Origin of the sequence: Mesonia algae, from assembly GCF_003253545.1 — a bacterium.
Lineage (GTDB): Bacteria > Bacteroidota > Bacteroidia > Flavobacteriales > Flavobacteriaceae > Mesonia > Mesonia algae.
Map to the genome: position 1 here is coordinate 26,324 of NZ_QKYV01000009.1, position 15,543 is coordinate 41,866.

The following is a 15,543-nucleotide window of genomic DNA, read 5'->3' on the forward strand; positions in this document are numbered from 1 at the left end:
TTACTTAAATTTATATTTTGTGTTAGGTACTGTAGAGAACGAATGTACACCTAAATCATCACAATAAGCTCTTTTTTCTAGTTTTGGTGAAACGGGAGAAAATTTAGCTAAATAATCTTCTACTGCATTGTGAATAGTATAATCTTTAACCTCTACATCTTCTACATTAGACATTCGGCATAGATTATGAATAGGATCTCCAGGACGTACACAAGCCGAGATACTATACATTTTATCATCTTGAATTGGCTGACCTCCGACTTTAATCCAATTGATTTTTTTTCCTTTTTCTGCATTAATTTTAAAATCTACTTGCATCCCTGCAAATCTTACGAGCCAGCCTCCAAACCGTTCGGTGGCTTTTTCCGCGAAAGCATTATGAATCTCTTGCTCTAACCAATTTTTAATTTGCTTTCCACTCGCTTTTCCTGTTTTTATTTTCTCATTAACAGGTAACCAGTTCCAAAGATTAGCTTTGGTAATAGGAGCTGGTTTTCCATCTATAGGAACAACTGGATTTCCAAACCTAAAGCCATTAGAAATTGCGATGTCAACGCCGGTTTTCCATTTAGCTGCATTAGTAATCATATTATCTAAAGGATTTTCAACGGTTAAATACCTAAATAAAGGAACGTTGGTATAGCCTATGATTTCCTCCATTTCTTCTTTATATGGAGCTTTAGCTTTTGTAATTAATTCATTTATTTGAGGATCTGCTTTATATTTATCGGGGTCTACGTCGATGAGTTCATATTCATCAAGAACAATTTCTCCGTCAACTACGTACAAAGTTAGCTTTCCAACAAAAGAACCAAAAGCACCAGGTTCTGTTACTTTAGCAAATTTCCCTTCAATAGGAGTTCTCAATCTTTCGTGTGTATCGTTTCCTAAAATATAATCAACCTTTTTAGATACAGGATTGTTGGCTAATTCTACTTGTTTAAATATCCCAAAATGGGTGACCAAAAATAAAACGTCTACTTTTTCTTTAGATTTTAATTGCTGAATTTGCTCTTTTAAAGTCTCATCTAACCCTGAAAATTCTATTCCTTTACTAAATTCTGGATTTTGCCTTATAGGAACATCGGGATCATTCACGCCAATAAAACCTAGTTTTACTCCGTCAATTTCTTTAATCCAATGAGAAGGAAAAAGATTTTTATGACTTTCTTCATGGTACATATTTTGTGCAATTACGGGAGTTTCGTAATTATTTAAAATAGATAACATCTGGTTTTTACCGTATACGACTTCCCAATTTCCAGGGATGAGTACATCATAATTCATGTGTTTAATAATTTCTGGTAAAACCGCCCCTTTAGAAAGCGCAGTATAACCACTACCTTGTATTAAATCACCTCCATCTACGATAATCGTATTTCCTGGATTTTTCGCTCGCTCTTCCTCAAATAGCGTTTTAATATGTGCTAAACCTCCACGATTTTTAAATACAATTTTCTCGTTCTCCCAAAAAAGTTCGGGGTGAGTATCTAATTGACCGTGAATATCGGCAGTTTGTAAAACACTAATCTTTACGGTATCTTTTTTATTTGCAGTATGATTATCTTTTTTTAAAGCTATTTCTTTACAAGAAAAAGATAATACTGAAATTATTGATATGAATATTATACTTAATGGTCTCATAATTTTTTTTTAAAGTTCAATACTTAAATAACCTTCTTTTTGCTTTTTGAAATTGTAAAGAATTCCATTTTTTACAACTTGTAAATCTTCAGGTAGTTTATTTTGATTTACTTTAAACTTTTCTAAACTAAATCCACAAGCAAAAATTTCTACACCCAATTGTTTAGCTTGATCTAAAAAGGGTTGAATTTTAGTATGATCTTCTAAATCTTTTACGGTTTTCCCGCAAATTACTACTTCATATTCACCAAATGTTTGCAGAGCTTCTTGTTGTAGCTCTTTAGCAGTGATTAGAATGGGTTTTAACTGAGGTATTTTTCGCGTAAGTACAATATAATCTTGTTTTATACTGATATTACTTTTTTCTTGAGCAGTAAGATTAGTGATACTTAATAGTAATATTAAACTGCTTATAATAAATGTTCTCATGATTATTTGTGTTTATATTGAATATTGTTGGTAATGAAAAATAGTAGTCCGCCCATAATAACTAGATTTTTAAACAACGGACCTAATGTGGACATTTGTCCTATTTGGATTGTGATTGTAATAGGAATTAATATTAGCAAAAGAATACTAGCAGCAATTTTAGTTTTATAACCCATCATTAAACTAAACCCAGCAAAAAGCATAACTACTCCAGAAATAATAATCAACCATTTTGGATCTCCAAAAAAGTAAGCTACATCTTTTAAACGAGCAGTGTTAAGACGATTTACGGTTTTATTTAGATGAATAAGATGATTAAAACCCGCTACTAAAAAAATTCCGCTAAGCATAATTCTAAGTACTTGAATAGAGCGCAAACTCACCAATACTTGATTAGCCATAATTTTTATGTAAATGAATAATTTCTAATAGATCTAATGAAATTATACGAGTTTGGGAGGTGGTAGTTGTAATTCTTTAAAAAGAACTAAAATTTGAGGATGCTGGTAAGCATATTCTTTAACTTGCTTTTCTTGAAACCATATCTCTTGATATGGAGATGTCAACTGAAAGTTTTGTTGGCAAGTAAAGCTAAAAACTAGTAAACTATGGTCTTTACTAGCAGATACATCTAATTCTTTAGAAGATGATTTGGCATTCTTTTTTTTACAATATGGGTTAGTGAGTGTTATTCCATCTACATTGTCCCATAAACTAAAAGCTTTAGCTTCTACTAATAGTAATTTGCTGCAAAATAAGATGCATAAAATAAACGCTATGTAAGTTTTCAACTTCATCAACTACAAAATAACATATTAGAATTAGACTTCTTAGTAACAAAGGTCACATAATAAGAAAATTTCTTCAATGTAACTCGAGTTACTTATATAAGTAAAGATATTGTGTATTTTTGTTCTGTAATCGATATGATAATGCTAGAGAAATATTTACAAATAATTGAAGAATCCTTTTCGGGGTATTTTAACTATTTGGTTAGTGAAATTACCAATCCGTCGTGGACCAATTATTTTTATTGGTTAATAGGTTTATCCTTGCTGGTGTGGCTACTAGAAATTTTTATTCCTTGGCGAAAAAACCAAGCTATATTTAGAAAGGGATTTTGGTTAGACAGTTTCTATATCATATTTAATTTTTTCCTTTTTTCTTTAGTAGGTTATAATGCACTTTCTAATGTAGGAGTAGAATTATTCAATGACTTTTTAGGTCTTTTCGGAATTAAAAATATTGTAGCCATAGAGGTACAAGATTTTGCAGTTTGGGCACAATTGCTTATTATGTTCTTTATAGCCGATTTTATACAATGGAATGTTCACCGCCAACTACATAAAAAACCTTGGTTGTGGAAATTTCATAAAGTGCATCACAGCGTTAAAGAAATGGGGTTTGCCGCACAGTTTCGCTTCCATTTTATGGAAACTATTGTTTATAAAACAGTACAATATATTCCGCTAGCTATGATCGGTTTTGGAATAGAACAATTTTTTGTAGTTCATATGTTTTCGGTATTTATAGGTCATTTAAATCATGCTAATTTAGGCTGGAGCTATGGTTGGTTGGGATATATTTTAAACAACCCAAAAATGCACATTTGGCATCACTCAAAAGAATTACCTAAAGAGCATCCTTACGGTATGAACTACGGATTGAGTTTAAGTATATGGGATTATCTATTTGGTACAGCGTATATTCCTAAAAATGGAAAAAATATAGAACTTGGCTTTCACGGAGATGAAAATTTTCCTAAAAGTTTTCAAGAACAATTAGCGTACCCATTTAAAAAAACACAAAAAACAACACAGAAATAAAAATCTTATACAATGAAAGTAAAGCAATTTAACGATAAAGCATTAGCACATTACTCATACGCAATAGTTTCAGAAGGTCATATGGCAATCATAGATCCGTCTAGAAATCCTCAACAATATTACGCTTACGCGGAAGAGGAAGACGCTAAAATTGTAGCAGTTATAGAAACGCATCCTCATGCAGACTTTATAAGTAGTCACTTACAGATCCATAGAGAAACAGGAGCAACTATTTATGCTAGTAAACTGCTAGGAGCAGAATATCCTCATAATACTTTTGATGACGGAGATAATATTTCTTTAGGGAACGTACAATTATCTGCAATCAACTCTCCAGGACATTCACCAGATAGCATTTGTATTTTAGCAGATGATGATAAAGAAAAAATGCTTTTTACGGGAGATACTATTTTCATAGGAAATGTAGGAAGACCAGATTTAAGAGAGAAAGCAGGAAATATGCGGGCTAAACGAGAAGAGCTGGCGAAATCTATGTACCACACGATAAACAATAAATTTAATCATTTACCAAATGAAACGGTAATTTATCCAGCCCACGGAGCAGGTTCTCTTTGCGGAAAAAACATGAGCGATGCTTCTTCTTCAACATTAGGACAAGAACGCATGAGTAATTGGGCTTTTCAAAAACAAACAGAAGAAGATTTTGTCAATGAAATTTTGAAAGATCAACCTATGATACCGCATTACTTTGGGTTTGATGTAGATACTAATAAAGCGGGAGCAGTCAATTTTGAAAGAAGTATTGGAGAAGCCCCGAGATTAGTCAATCGTTCTCAGGTAGATAATCAAATTATTGTAGTTGATACTCGTGCTATTGATGAGTTTAAAGCAGGACATTTACCAAATAGTATTAACATTGAAGCTATACGAGATGCACAAAAACTAGAAACTTGGTTAGGAGCTATTGTAAGGCCAGAAGAACCTTTTTATTTAGTAGTAGATTCTGTAACAAACTTCGATAAATATTTGGAAAGAATTGCTAAAATAGGATACGAAAGACAGCTTCGAGGAATTCTTACTTTAGAACATAGGTTATTAAAAACTTCTTCAACAATATCTGGTAAAAAATTAAAAGAAAACGAAACTAATTATACTATTGTAGATATAAGAAACCAACCTGAGGTTGAGGACAATAAACCTTTTGAAAGTTCAATTAACATCCCATTACACGAGTTGAGAGAAAGAGCTCAAGAAGTACCTACAGATAAACCTGTAGTTGTACACTGTGCTGCAGGATATAGAAGTGCTGCAGGGAGTAGCATTCTAGAATTAAAATTACCTCAAGTAGAAGTGTTAGATTTGAGTAATGACATTAAAGAGTTTCTATAGATAATTGTCATAATAAAAATAGAATGATGTTAAAGAGATTATTAGGAGCATTTTTTTGCTTGTTTTTTATGCAGGCAGTAGCACAAGAAAAAAAAACAGGAGCTTGGTATATGTATTTCTATAAAACCCAATTTAAAGAAAGCAATTGGGGAATACAAGGAGATGTACAATATAGAAATTGGAATTTAGGTGGAGATTTAGAACAGTTACTATTAAGATCTGGAGTAACTTATAAGGTTCCCGAAACACCTCTTATGCTTACTCTAGGTTACGCACATATAACCTCTGGAGTTATTGGAGATAGCGATGATACCAGTATGGAGAGTCGTATATATCAAGAAGCTTTGATACCTCAAAAAATAAGTGAACGTTTTTTACTTACCCACCGTTTTAGGTATGAACAACGTTGGGTAGAGAATCAGGACTTTAGAACTCGTTATAGGTATAATTTATTTTTAAATGTTCCTTTATCAAAACCTACGATGACTAATAACACGCTGTATTTAGCATTGTATAATGAGTTGTTTATTAATGGACAACGAGATATTGGTGACGGTAGAAAAGTTGAAATTTTTGATAGAAATAGAACCTACTTAGGTTTGGGTTATGCACTTAATGATAAGATGAAATTTCAATTGGCTTGGATGAATCAAAATGTGAATACACAAAATAAAGGACAGCTACAATTAAGCTTTCACCACCAATTTTAAAATAAGAAACCTCGATTAGAGATAACTTTTCTAATCGAGGTTTTATATAGTTATAATTTCCGTTTAACGGAAAAATCAAAATAATTACATTTTCTTTACAAACTTAGTAAGAATAACAATTTGCTGTCCTTCTACTTTTCCTTCAATATGCTCTTCATTATCATGCACTAAAGATACTCTTCGCACTGCCGTACCTCTTTTAGCTACCAAACTAGAGCCTTTTACAGGTAAATCTTTAATAAGCACCACATTATCACCCGCTTCAATAATTACACCGTTGCTATCTCGGTGAACAAGTCCTTTTGGAGTATCGTCTTGTCCAATCCCGGTCGATTTTGCCCATTCTAGCGTGCTATCTTCCATATACATCATATCTAGCAAATCTTGGGGCCAACCTTCATTCTTGAGAGAGGTTAACATACGCCAAGCCACTACTTGTACAGCAGGAGTAGTATTCCACATACTATCGTTAAGGCATCGCCAATGGTTAGGCTCTACTTTTTCAGGATCTTGTAGCTGTTCAAAACAAGTTTCACACGTAAGAATTGCAGTATCTACGCTAGCAGTACTTAAGGGAGGAACTTCGTATATTTCTAAGTTGTCTTTACTTCCGCAGAGTTCACATTTAGAGTCTGCGCGTTGCATTAAATCTTGGTCTAAGCTCATAATTTATTTAAAAAAGTAAAGGTAATAGAATTTAGAGATTTCTTGCATTTAGGATTATTTTTTATTCGTGTATAAGCTTATTTTAAAAAATTAAACCCTACATTTTATTAAATAATTACCTTTATCTTCGTAAAAAAATAGCCATTATAAACGGGTATAAAGATTTAATTTTATGACTATCTCTCCACGCTTCTTTTCGGTAATATTATTCATAAGCATTTTTTTAGGTACTTGCAATTTCGCTTCCGCGGAAGCAAAAACAACAAAAACTAAGGTCGAAGAAAACCTTAAGAGTGAGAAAATTGTAATTAGAATTACAGATGAAGGTTTAGTGTATTTAAATGATAAAGAAGTTGCTTTAAATTTCTTAGCAGAAAAAATTATAGAATTACAACAAACTATAGCGACCGACTCACCTGACGCATACACTGCCACCATTATTGTGATGGAAGGGGCTTCGCAAGAATTAATTGATAAGGTTAAAAAGCAGATTAAAAAAACTAAAATAAATATTATCAATCTTCAAAAGAAAAGGGAGATTGCTCAAGAAACTAGTGTGATTTCTGAAACTAAAATAGCAGTATATGATAGCTTGGTTCGTTCTTGGAAGTCAATGCCAGAAAATGAAAGAAATTTAAAAGCTAAAGACCTTAATTTGGTAGAGTTTATTTATAATAATATGAGTTTTGAGCAGCGAATTAATGCTGAAAAGTTACCCGACTTTTTACCCTTTGTAACCGAAACTGTTTTTCAAAAAGATATTACTAAGCAATTACTAGACAAATGGAGCTTTTCTAATAATTATCAAATAGTTATTGACGATGTAAAGGTGAAAAATGATACGTTAAAAACAATTTCTCCTGTTCTTTTTAAACGTTATTATGAGACGAAATTGGAGAATGATGCTTTACCAGAATTTCAAATAAACCTATATACCAAGAGTTATTATCGTCAAGATTAGATTTAAAAAGTTTTATTCTTCCTTTTTATCTTGTCTCTTTTTTTTGCGTTCTTCTCTTCGTTGTTTCCTAGATTCTTTTCGGCTTTCTTTTTTATCCTCTTGAAAAGCATCTTTATATTCTATATTATCATCTACATTCCCAGTGAAGGCTTGTATCCAAGCATTTTTAAAGATGTTTAAAACCGTCGGAAATACTTTTGACCCCACTTGACTAAGATCTCCTTCAATAGGTACTTTTGTAGCAACAGTATCTGTTCCCTGATTTTTTAAGATGAATTTGAACACCCCTACAAAACCTTCCCAAAGCGTTTCTAAAAAACCGTCTTCTTTTCCTATAAGTTTAGTATTGGTAAGAAGAGGTTTTATATAACCTTTAAGATAACCATCTGCTATAGCAATTTCAGTAAAAACGCCTACGCTACCACTTTCAAAATCGAGACCTGCATAAAAATTAGTAAGATCATTGAGTGCTGTGGCATCAGCTTCTTTCAGCGAAAGCGAAATATCCATATCAGGTATTTCTTTGATAAGATTAATTTTTCCGTCAAGATTTAGTTTACCATTCCCAATACTGGTACCGGTTGCAATGATGGGAGAGGGGAGAACTTTGTTCTCTTGCTTTACGTTTCTTAGGTTTTTTGCACTTAATCTTAGATCATTAATAAATAAATCTATATTGGGATTGGCTTGCAATTGTACAAAGGCCAGTTTCCCGTTATAAACTTGAAAGTTGTTAATATCTAGCGGAACAATATCGGTTAAGGCTTTGGTCCAATCTTCTACATCGGGTTCTCCTTCTGTAGGTGTTTTTTCTTGATCTTCAAATACATAAATAACTTCTGGACTGTGCATCTCAATTTCGCTGACAATTTTTCCTTTGAGAAGAGCTCTCCATTCTATAGAAATATTGGTTTCTGGGAAGTTGAGAAAAGGAACTTCACTTTGAGCAGTTTTTTTGTTGAGGTAAAGTCCGTTTAATTGATAAGCACCACGCCACAAAGAAATATCGACATCTTCAACTTGACCGTAATATCCAGGAATATCTGCTAACACATCATTCATATAATTTTTCACCAATGTGGGTAGATAAATTCTAAAAGCAATGAGCAGTACAATAATAGTAATTGGTAAAATATACCTTTTCTTTTTATATTTTTTTCTCTTTTGTACTTTACTCATAGCTCTGCTTTTAAGCTAAATTCTATGTTTTTGAGAAAAATTAGAGTTAACGAACTCACAAAAAAATACAACTTGTAAGCGACGTTAGAAGTTTATAAGTACACTGGTAAATAGGGAAAATTAATTTCCTTTTATGCGGTTTCCTAATTCACTAAGCAGTTCTTTTGCCTGCGTACGGTTTTTTTCAACTTCTTTAACCTTCAGACCATTTGGAGTTTTAATAAGTTCGAAGCTAAAAGCAAAACGATTTTCTGTTGGTTGAAAACCTAATAACCCAAACCTTAGATCGTTTATAAAAATTTGATCTTCTTTTTGAGTTACGGTGTACCAACCTTGAGTGATTTTAAAGAGTTGTTGTACTTTCTCTTCTTCCTTTAAATCTCCCAATAATTCGTGTTGTTTAGGGTAAGATGCAAATTGAATAGGTTGTGTATCAAAAATTGAATAGTGCCCAATAAGATAAGCATTAGGAGTGTCTACATTTGCGGTCCACAAAACACTATTAAAAGCACTCGGTTTCGTTTCCACGGAAGTGTAATTAACTTCCTGTTCGCCTAAAGCGGCTGTGAACTTTTGATAGGTATAAGCTTTAAGAATTAATGTAATCACTAGATAAGAGGAGCTTAAAATAATACCTAAGCGGTTAATTTTCCTCCGTCTAGCGGAAGTTTTAGGCAAACGCATCGCCCAGATAACACAGACCAAAAAAGGAAGGGTATACAAAGGATCGATTACAAAAATGTTCTTATACGCCAACCGAAGATCTAACGGCCAAAATAACTGGGTACCCCAAGTGGTGTGTGCATCTAACAGCGGATGCGTAATAAAACCCCAAAAGAATAACCACGACCAATTTTTAAAATTACCTAATTTATCGTACCTAGAAACCAACCAGCCAAAAATGGGCGCAAAAACAACAGAGAAAAAGATAGAATGGGTAAACCCTCTATGAATTTCGAGCGCTGTAACGGTATCGGTAAAGTAGGAAGCAAAAGTATCTAAATCGGGGATGGTTCCAGCAATAGCTCCGTATAACATCGCTTTATTGCCTACTTTTTTTCCTAAAACCACTTCGCCTACAGCGGCTCCTAAAACAATTTGAGTGAGTGAATCCATTAATCTACAATTTCCATCTTTTTAAGTAAAAATGAAGCATTCATATTTTGGCAAATTCCGTTTTTAAATCTATAATCAAAATGAAGTTCGTTGTTAATGATTTCGGCATCAAAATAATGATTTTTTACTTGTGGTAATTCATTAGCAACTTCACAAAGGCTAAGATCGTGTGTAGCTATAATTCCAGTAGAGTGAGAGCCAACCAATTTTTCAACAAACTTTCGTGAACCTATGGCTTTATCTGTGCTGTTGGTTCCTTTTAAAATTTCATCGAGAATAATAAAATAACGATCGGTTTTAATTTCATCTACAATAAATTTCAATCGAGTTAATTCCGAAAAGAAATAAGAAGCTTCATCTGCTAAAGAATCTACCGTTCGCATACTAGTAATAAGTTTAATGGGCGAATATTCACAAGTTTTGGCACAAACGGGAAGTCCTACATTTCCCATTACCAATTGTAGAGATACGGTACGTAAAAACGTACTTTTACCTGCCATATTTGCACCAGTAATGATGAAAAATTCTTGCTGATCAATTTGATAATCATTGGTTACCGCATCTTTTGGATGAATTAGTGGGTGCACAGCTTCGGTTGTTTTCAAAACTATACCGTTTTGTTTAATTTTTGGATATGTATAGTTTTGATGGTTAAAGGCAAACCCTCCAAGCGAATTGTAAGCATCAAAATAATCTATGGCATCAAACCAATTTTCAGTACGGTGAGCGTATTTTTCAATCCATTGTTCGATTTCATAAGCTTTCCACAAATCCCAAAGCATAAACCCGCTAATCACCTGACCGAAAATCATAAAATTCTTTCGTTCTAAGCCATCAATAATTTTAGAAAACTCTTTGACTAAGGTAGAAGCTTTTTTATGCTTTATTTGAATCTTTGTTTGTTGATCCTTATTAAATTCTGCTTGAAAATTAGTATCCTCAATCAAGCCCAATAACAAGTGATATTGCTGAAAAGTACTTTGTATTTCACTTACGTAACCCGAAAGTTCATTTACTTTTTTAGCAAATCGTCCAATAATTATCCAGCCTACAATAAACCAAGCTCCCAAGTAAAACCAAGGAATATAATCTAAGGCTAATGCTATAAATAATAGTAAGGATACCACTGAAAATGCTTTGGGTAACCATTTGTATACCGAAGGAACAAAAGCTTCGTAGTTTTTGAACCACTGTAATATAATAGGGGCTTTAATCTTTACTTTAGCCATTTTAGCGATGGCTGTGAATTCTTGTCTAAAATTTATTTTTTCAGCAAGATCCTGAATGCTTTTTTGTTTTTCCTGAATATACTGAATATTATTACTGCTCAATAAATCGGCCAATTTTTGTTTACCTGAAGCCAGTGCGGTACGGTTGAGGTATTGAAAAAATGAACGACTGCCAAATAAATCTATATCCTGACTAAATTCGTGTTGTGGATTAACAAATTCTTTTCCGTTAGGTAGATCATGAAAATCCCGATTTAAAACTCTAATTTCGGTTTCATTCAGTTCAATAAGTTGTTTTAATTTCTCTTTTTCCTGCTGAAGATCGCTATGCCTTGAAACTAAAAACAGAAAAGAGGCAATTCCTAGAAAAACAAAAAGTAAAACGAGAGAAGTCGTACTAGAATAGAAATAAATTAAAAAAGCAAAAAGTAAAAAGATGACTAACCTTAACATGCTCGACGCAAAAAGCTGTTTTTTTAACTTTTTAAGCTGAAGCTGAAATTCTTTTATATGGGAAGAATAAATATGATTTGGATCTTGCATTTAAATTAGTTTAGGTTGTGAAAGTTTATTCAATTCCTCTTTTTGTTTTTTAGTCAGTTTACTTATTACCAATTCATAACTATGGTTGATAAAATGTTGTATTTCTTTACGTGTTAAATGCGGACCATTAATGACAACGGTATTCCAGTGTTTTTTGCTCATATGATAACCCCCGTAAATTTCATCGGGATATTCTTCACGGAGTTCAATCGCTTTTTCGGGATCGCATTTTAAGTTAATGGCACAATCTCCTGCTTCCCATTTTTTTAATCCTACTAACGCAAACATTTTCTCCATTACTTTAAACACCAAAGTATGTTCATCAAAAGGAAAATCTTCGGTAACACCTTTTTTAGCAAGACAATAATCTCTTAATTCATCAATTTGCATGCTTATGGTTTTTCAATGGTATTTCTACTGTCTTTCAAATATGTGGGATTTTCTCCGGTTTCTAAAGAAGAATAGTCCAGTTTCCAATTGATGGTTTCTACCAATTTTTCCATGAGTTGAATGGTATCTAAAGCCTGATTAGAAGCTTCTTTTAACAATCCGCTTTGCGGAATTTTCTCTACAATATATTGCTTAGCTTCTCGATTAATATCAGTCAAATCTGAAGAGGTGAAAGGATTTGCCCAGCCTTCTTTCTTATCGTAGTACTTAAAATCGGTTTCTATAGACAGTAATTCGGGTTGTGGGAAGTTGCTTAAATAAATGGTTTTTTTCTCCACATCAGAATTCATTTTAATTTTCGTTAAATCAAACCCAATATGTGCTTTAGCTTCAATTAATACTAAAGCTTTTTTACTTCCTAAAAATAGGTTGATCCATTTGTCCTTAACATTAGCGTAGTGGTAAATTTCAGAAAAGTCACCTTCTACAGTTATAAATTTACAAACTGCCCTTATTTTTTCCATCAGTACAACCGATTGTTGCTGTTCCTTTTCTTTCTTTTTATTTTTATTGAAAAAAGAATAGATAAAATAAGCGGCTATTGCTCCCCCCGCGAGGCCTAAAAACAATAATTCCATACGTTAAGGTTCAATTTTATATAATACAGGTTTACTTGGACTAGCATCGTTTTGAAATGATGCTATTTGTAGATTAAGTAAATAATTTCCATCAGCCACATTTTCTGGCACATAAATCATTTCGGTAATCGTAGCTGAAAATCTCGTGTTTTCAGGATAATTCCAAAAGGCGTGATGTGCTAAAAGTTTTCCGTCATCTTTTTCTTTGTCTACCGATGGCAAATCGATTAATAAATGCTCAACACCACATTCTTTAAGATATTCTGCCGCTTCTTCCAATAAATAGGGCCAATTGGTATGGCTGTATTGTCGGTTTTTCTTTGCTTCAGAATTGGGAAGAGTTCGAATTATAATAGCTTGCGCTTCTCCTTGACGGAATTTTAGTTCGATTTGTTTTTTACTAAAAACTAAATCTTTACCCAATGTTTCAGGAGTTAAAGTGATGATTTTGGCGGTAAAGAAAAACTGTTTTAAGCAATCGTTGATGCTGTAAAATTCTTTAGAAATATGTCCGACACATTCGGTATGCGTACCGTGTGCATGCGGATTAAAATATATGTTATTAAAGTTAACCGAGGCTCCTTCACTCACTTTTGCGTCCCAGTCTCCATCTTTAACAGGTTGTATTTTAGGAGCATCTACATACCAAGCAGAGGGATTATTTTTTTCCGCGCTAAGCGTTAAAGAAATATCTATGGGTAGATTGAGGTTAACAGTAAATTCTTTGTGGTCTATTTGTACTTTTGCTCTCATAAGTTGTGCTCTCCTTACGAAGATACATAATTCTTATTTCTAAAAAAGAAAGATAGAATTAGTGCAAGAATTTTTTAATCACAAATAAAAGACCAATAAAAAGTAGAAATCCGGCAAGTACGTATAAACTTCCTTTATAATATTTTTTGTGTAATTTTAAATCTTTACGATAACTGATTACAATTAAAATAAAAAAGGCTACAACAAAAAAGCCTGCAAAAAAATATTGTCCTTGGGTAAACATATCGTTTATTTTTGTGCAAAATTAAGACTATAAACATTATGAAAAAAAGAATAAGTGCGGTAAAACAATTTCACGAAGCATTTGGATTAGGAGTAAAGGAGAAACCTGTAGCAGATCTAGGAGAAGCTAAAAATTTACTACGATATCATTTAATGAAAGAAGAAAATGAAGAATACTTAGAAGCAGCTAATAATAATGACTTGACAGAAGTAGCCGATGCGCTTGGTGATATGTTATATATACTTTGCGGAACTATTATTGAACACGGTATGCAATATAAAATTGAAGAGGTATTTGATGAAATACAACGCAGCAATATGAGTAAATTGGGAGCTGATGGGAAACCGATTTACAGAGAGGATGGTAAGGTGTTAAAAGGACCTAACTATTTTAAACCTAATATAGATGACATTTTAGGTAAATAAACAATTTATCTACGAGCGTCTTAGCTGCTTAGTGATAAAAGATAGTAAAAAGTAGATGCTAGTGGTAAATAGAAATACAATGGCAAGCATCCCAAAGAATTCAACAAACCTTAAAAGCATGCTAGGTTCTTTGGGATCACCATCCATTATAAATCCGAGTGTTGTTAAAATAGAGGAGAAAATAAAAATATTTAAAATGCGCTTTTTCATTTTTCAATCTGTGTTGGTTTGTATAAAAATAGAACTCTTAAATTATACTTTTTATTATTAATTATATAAAAAAACGCTGTAATAATTTACAGCGTTTTTTTAATTTATTTTGTTTCAACAGCATAACGCCAATCGAAAGGATCTTCGGCTCGGTTGTACTGAATATCTTGTAGCATTTTTTTCAATTTTACATTGTAAGGGTTTTCTACTTCGGGAAGATCATAGAAAGTACCGTCTTGTTCAAAACCAGAAATTTGAGCGATAGTAGCAGCAGTTCCTGTACCAAAAATTTCTTTTAGGGTACCGTTTTTTGCGGCTTCTACAATTTCGCCTACTTTTATTCTTCGCACTTCTACATCAATTCCTTCGTGTTTAGCTAAATCGATAATACTTTTACGAGTAACACCGTCTAAAATACGGTCGCTAGTAGGGGCTGTGATTAATTTATCACCAATTCTAAAAAACACGTTCATAGTTCCTGCTTCCTCAAGGTATTCGTGTGTATTAGCATCGGTCCAAATAACTTGTTGGTACCCTTTTTCTTTAGCTAAATTTGTTGGGTAAAAAGAAGCTCCGTAATTACCAGCTGCCTTTGCATAACCTACACCACCATCTGCAGATCTACTGTAATGATCAGATATTAAAACTTTCACTGGAGTAGAATAATAAGCTTTCGCTGGACAGCAAATAATAATAAACTTATATTCATTAGAAGGAGAAGCAGATACACCATATTCGGTACCAATCGCAAACGGACGAATATAAAGAGAGTTACCGTCTCCTTTTTTAATCCATTCGCTGTCTAATTTTAATAACGTATTTAAAGCATCGAAAAAGTACTCCTTCGGAAACTCTGGTATAGCCATACGCTTAGAAGAAATATTAATACGATTAAAATTATCTTCAGGTCTAAATAACCACACCTTATCATCTGCATCTTTAAAAGCTTTCATTCCTTCAAAAACAGCTTGTCCGTAATGAAAAACTTTTGAGGAAGGCTCCATTTCCATAGGTCCGTAAGGCATAATTTGTGGTGTTTGCCAAGCCCCGTCTTTGTAATCGCAAATCATCATGTGGTCAGCGTAATACTTACCAAAAACTAGATTGTCAAAATCTACTTGGTCTAATCGAGATGACTTAGCTGTAGTAATATCTAAGCCCTTATGTGGAGTGTTCATGGAGTAATATTTAATTTTTACAAAAGTATTAAAATAAAGGTATAAGAAAAAC

17 protein-coding genes are annotated in these 15,543 nt (G+C 32.9%); 5 read left to right on the top strand and 12 right to left on the bottom strand.

The genetic code is table 11. The features are described from left to right. The 4 genes from LX95_RS13330 to LX95_RS13345 are packed head-to-tail and all read right to left on the bottom strand — an operon-like array spanning position 1 to position 2,864. Positions 1 to 1,644, bottom strand: coding sequence for a bifunctional metallophosphatase/5'-nucleotidase (locus tag LX95_RS13330; RefSeq protein ID WP_111541959.1), 1,644 nt, complete (start codon positions 1,642 to 1,644; stop codon positions 1 to 3). A 9-nt stretch (positions 1,645 to 1,653) separates the two neighbouring features. Then, on the bottom strand, positions 1,654 to 2,073 hold the full coding sequence (locus LX95_RS13335) for a sulfur reduction protein DsrE (protein WP_111541960.1): 420 nt from the start codon (positions 2,071 to 2,073) through the stop codon (positions 1,654 to 1,656). 2 nt (positions 2,074 to 2,075) lie between these two features. Beyond that, entirely contained in the window at positions 2,076 to 2,474 is a 399-nt protein-coding gene (locus tag LX95_RS13340) for a DoxX family protein (protein WP_111541961.1), read from the bottom strand. A 42-nt stretch (positions 2,475 to 2,516) separates the two neighbouring features. After that, a complete protein-coding gene (locus LX95_RS13345; protein WP_146240794.1) occupies positions 2,517 to 2,864 on the bottom strand; it encodes a hypothetical protein in 348 nt (115 codons plus the stop codon). A gap of 141 nt (positions 2,865 to 3,005) precedes the next feature. Between LX95_RS13345 and LX95_RS13350 the strand changes: the two genes are divergently transcribed. The 3 genes from LX95_RS13350 to LX95_RS13360 are packed head-to-tail and all read left to right on the top strand — an operon-like array spanning position 3,006 to position 5,959. Then, positions 3,006 to 3,899 carry a sterol desaturase family protein gene (locus LX95_RS13350; RefSeq protein ID WP_111541963.1) on the top strand — a complete coding sequence of 298 codons (894 nt, stop codon included), beginning with the start codon at positions 3,006 to 3,008 and terminating at the stop codon, positions 3,897 to 3,899. Between the two features lie 12 nt (positions 3,900 to 3,911). Continuing rightward, complete coding sequence (locus LX95_RS13355) at positions 3,912 to 5,249, top strand: MBL fold metallo-hydrolase (protein WP_111541964.1); 1,338 nt, start codon at positions 3,912 to 3,914, stop codon at positions 5,247 to 5,249. Between the two features lie 26 nt (positions 5,250 to 5,275). Beyond that, positions 5,276 to 5,959: a DUF2490 domain-containing protein gene (locus LX95_RS13360; RefSeq protein WP_245924782.1), complete on the top strand. Its 684-nt coding sequence runs from the start codon at positions 5,276 to 5,278 to the stop codon at positions 5,957 to 5,959. Between the two features lie 84 nt (positions 5,960 to 6,043). Here LX95_RS13360 and LX95_RS13365 read toward each other — a convergent pair whose 3' ends face one another. Then, a complete protein-coding gene (locus LX95_RS13365; protein ID WP_111541966.1) occupies positions 6,044 to 6,625 on the bottom strand; it encodes a PhnA domain-containing protein in 582 nt (193 codons plus the stop codon). A gap of 172 nt (positions 6,626 to 6,797) precedes the next feature. Between LX95_RS13365 and LX95_RS13370 the strand changes: the two genes are divergently transcribed. Continuing rightward, positions 6,798 to 7,586 carry a hypothetical protein gene (locus LX95_RS13370; RefSeq protein WP_111541967.1) on the top strand — a complete coding sequence of 263 codons (789 nt, stop codon included), beginning with the start codon at positions 6,798 to 6,800 and terminating at the stop codon, positions 7,584 to 7,586. A 12-nt stretch (positions 7,587 to 7,598) separates the two neighbouring features. On the opposite strand, the gene LX95_RS13375 is transcribed toward LX95_RS13370, so the two are convergent. The 6 genes from LX95_RS13375 to LX95_RS13400 form a co-directional block, all read right to left on the bottom strand. Then, positions 7,599 to 8,765 carry a DUF748 domain-containing protein gene (locus LX95_RS13375; RefSeq protein ID WP_111541968.1) on the bottom strand — a complete coding sequence of 389 codons (1,167 nt, stop codon included), beginning with the start codon at positions 8,763 to 8,765 and terminating at the stop codon, positions 7,599 to 7,601. Positions 8,766 to 8,885: 120 nt separating this feature from the next. Then, positions 8,886 to 9,881, bottom strand: a complete 996-nt coding sequence (locus LX95_RS13380; protein WP_111541969.1) for a metal-dependent hydrolase — start codon at positions 9,879 to 9,881, stop codon at positions 8,886 to 8,888. After that, complete coding sequence (locus LX95_RS13385) at positions 9,881 to 11,653, bottom strand: MutS-related protein (protein WP_111541970.1); 1,773 nt, start codon at positions 11,651 to 11,653, stop codon at positions 9,881 to 9,883. Before LX95_RS13385 ends, LX95_RS13380 begins: the two co-directional genes overlap by 1 nt. Beyond that, positions 11,654 to 12,043: an MmcQ/YjbR family DNA-binding protein gene (locus tag LX95_RS13390; RefSeq protein ID WP_111541971.1), complete on the bottom strand. Its 390-nt coding sequence runs from the start codon at positions 12,041 to 12,043 to the stop codon at positions 11,654 to 11,656. Positions 12,044 to 12,045: 2 nt separating this feature from the next. Continuing rightward, positions 12,046 to 12,681, bottom strand: coding sequence for a DUF4230 domain-containing protein (locus tag LX95_RS13395; RefSeq protein ID WP_111541972.1), 636 nt, complete (start codon positions 12,679 to 12,681; stop codon positions 12,046 to 12,048). A gap of 3 nt (positions 12,682 to 12,684) precedes the next feature. Next, on the bottom strand, positions 12,685 to 13,434 hold the full coding sequence (locus LX95_RS13400; RefSeq protein WP_111541973.1) for a cyclase family protein: 750 nt from the start codon (positions 13,432 to 13,434) through the stop codon (positions 12,685 to 12,687). Positions 13,435 to 13,716: 282 nt separating this feature from the next. On the opposite strand from LX95_RS13400, the gene LX95_RS13410 reads away from it, so the two are divergent. Next, positions 13,717 to 14,103, top strand: a complete 387-nt coding sequence (locus LX95_RS13410; protein WP_111541975.1) for a pyrophosphohydrolase domain-containing protein — start codon at positions 13,717 to 13,719, stop codon at positions 14,101 to 14,103. A 314-nt stretch (positions 14,104 to 14,417) separates the two neighbouring features. On the opposite strand, the gene LX95_RS13415 is transcribed toward LX95_RS13410, so the two are convergent. Next, the gene (locus LX95_RS13415; RefSeq protein WP_111541976.1) at positions 14,418 to 15,491 is read right to left on the bottom strand and encodes a branched-chain amino acid aminotransferase; all 1,074 of its coding nucleotides are present in this window, start codon (positions 15,489 to 15,491) and stop codon (positions 14,418 to 14,420) included. Positions 15,492 to 15,543: the final 52 nt, after the last annotated feature.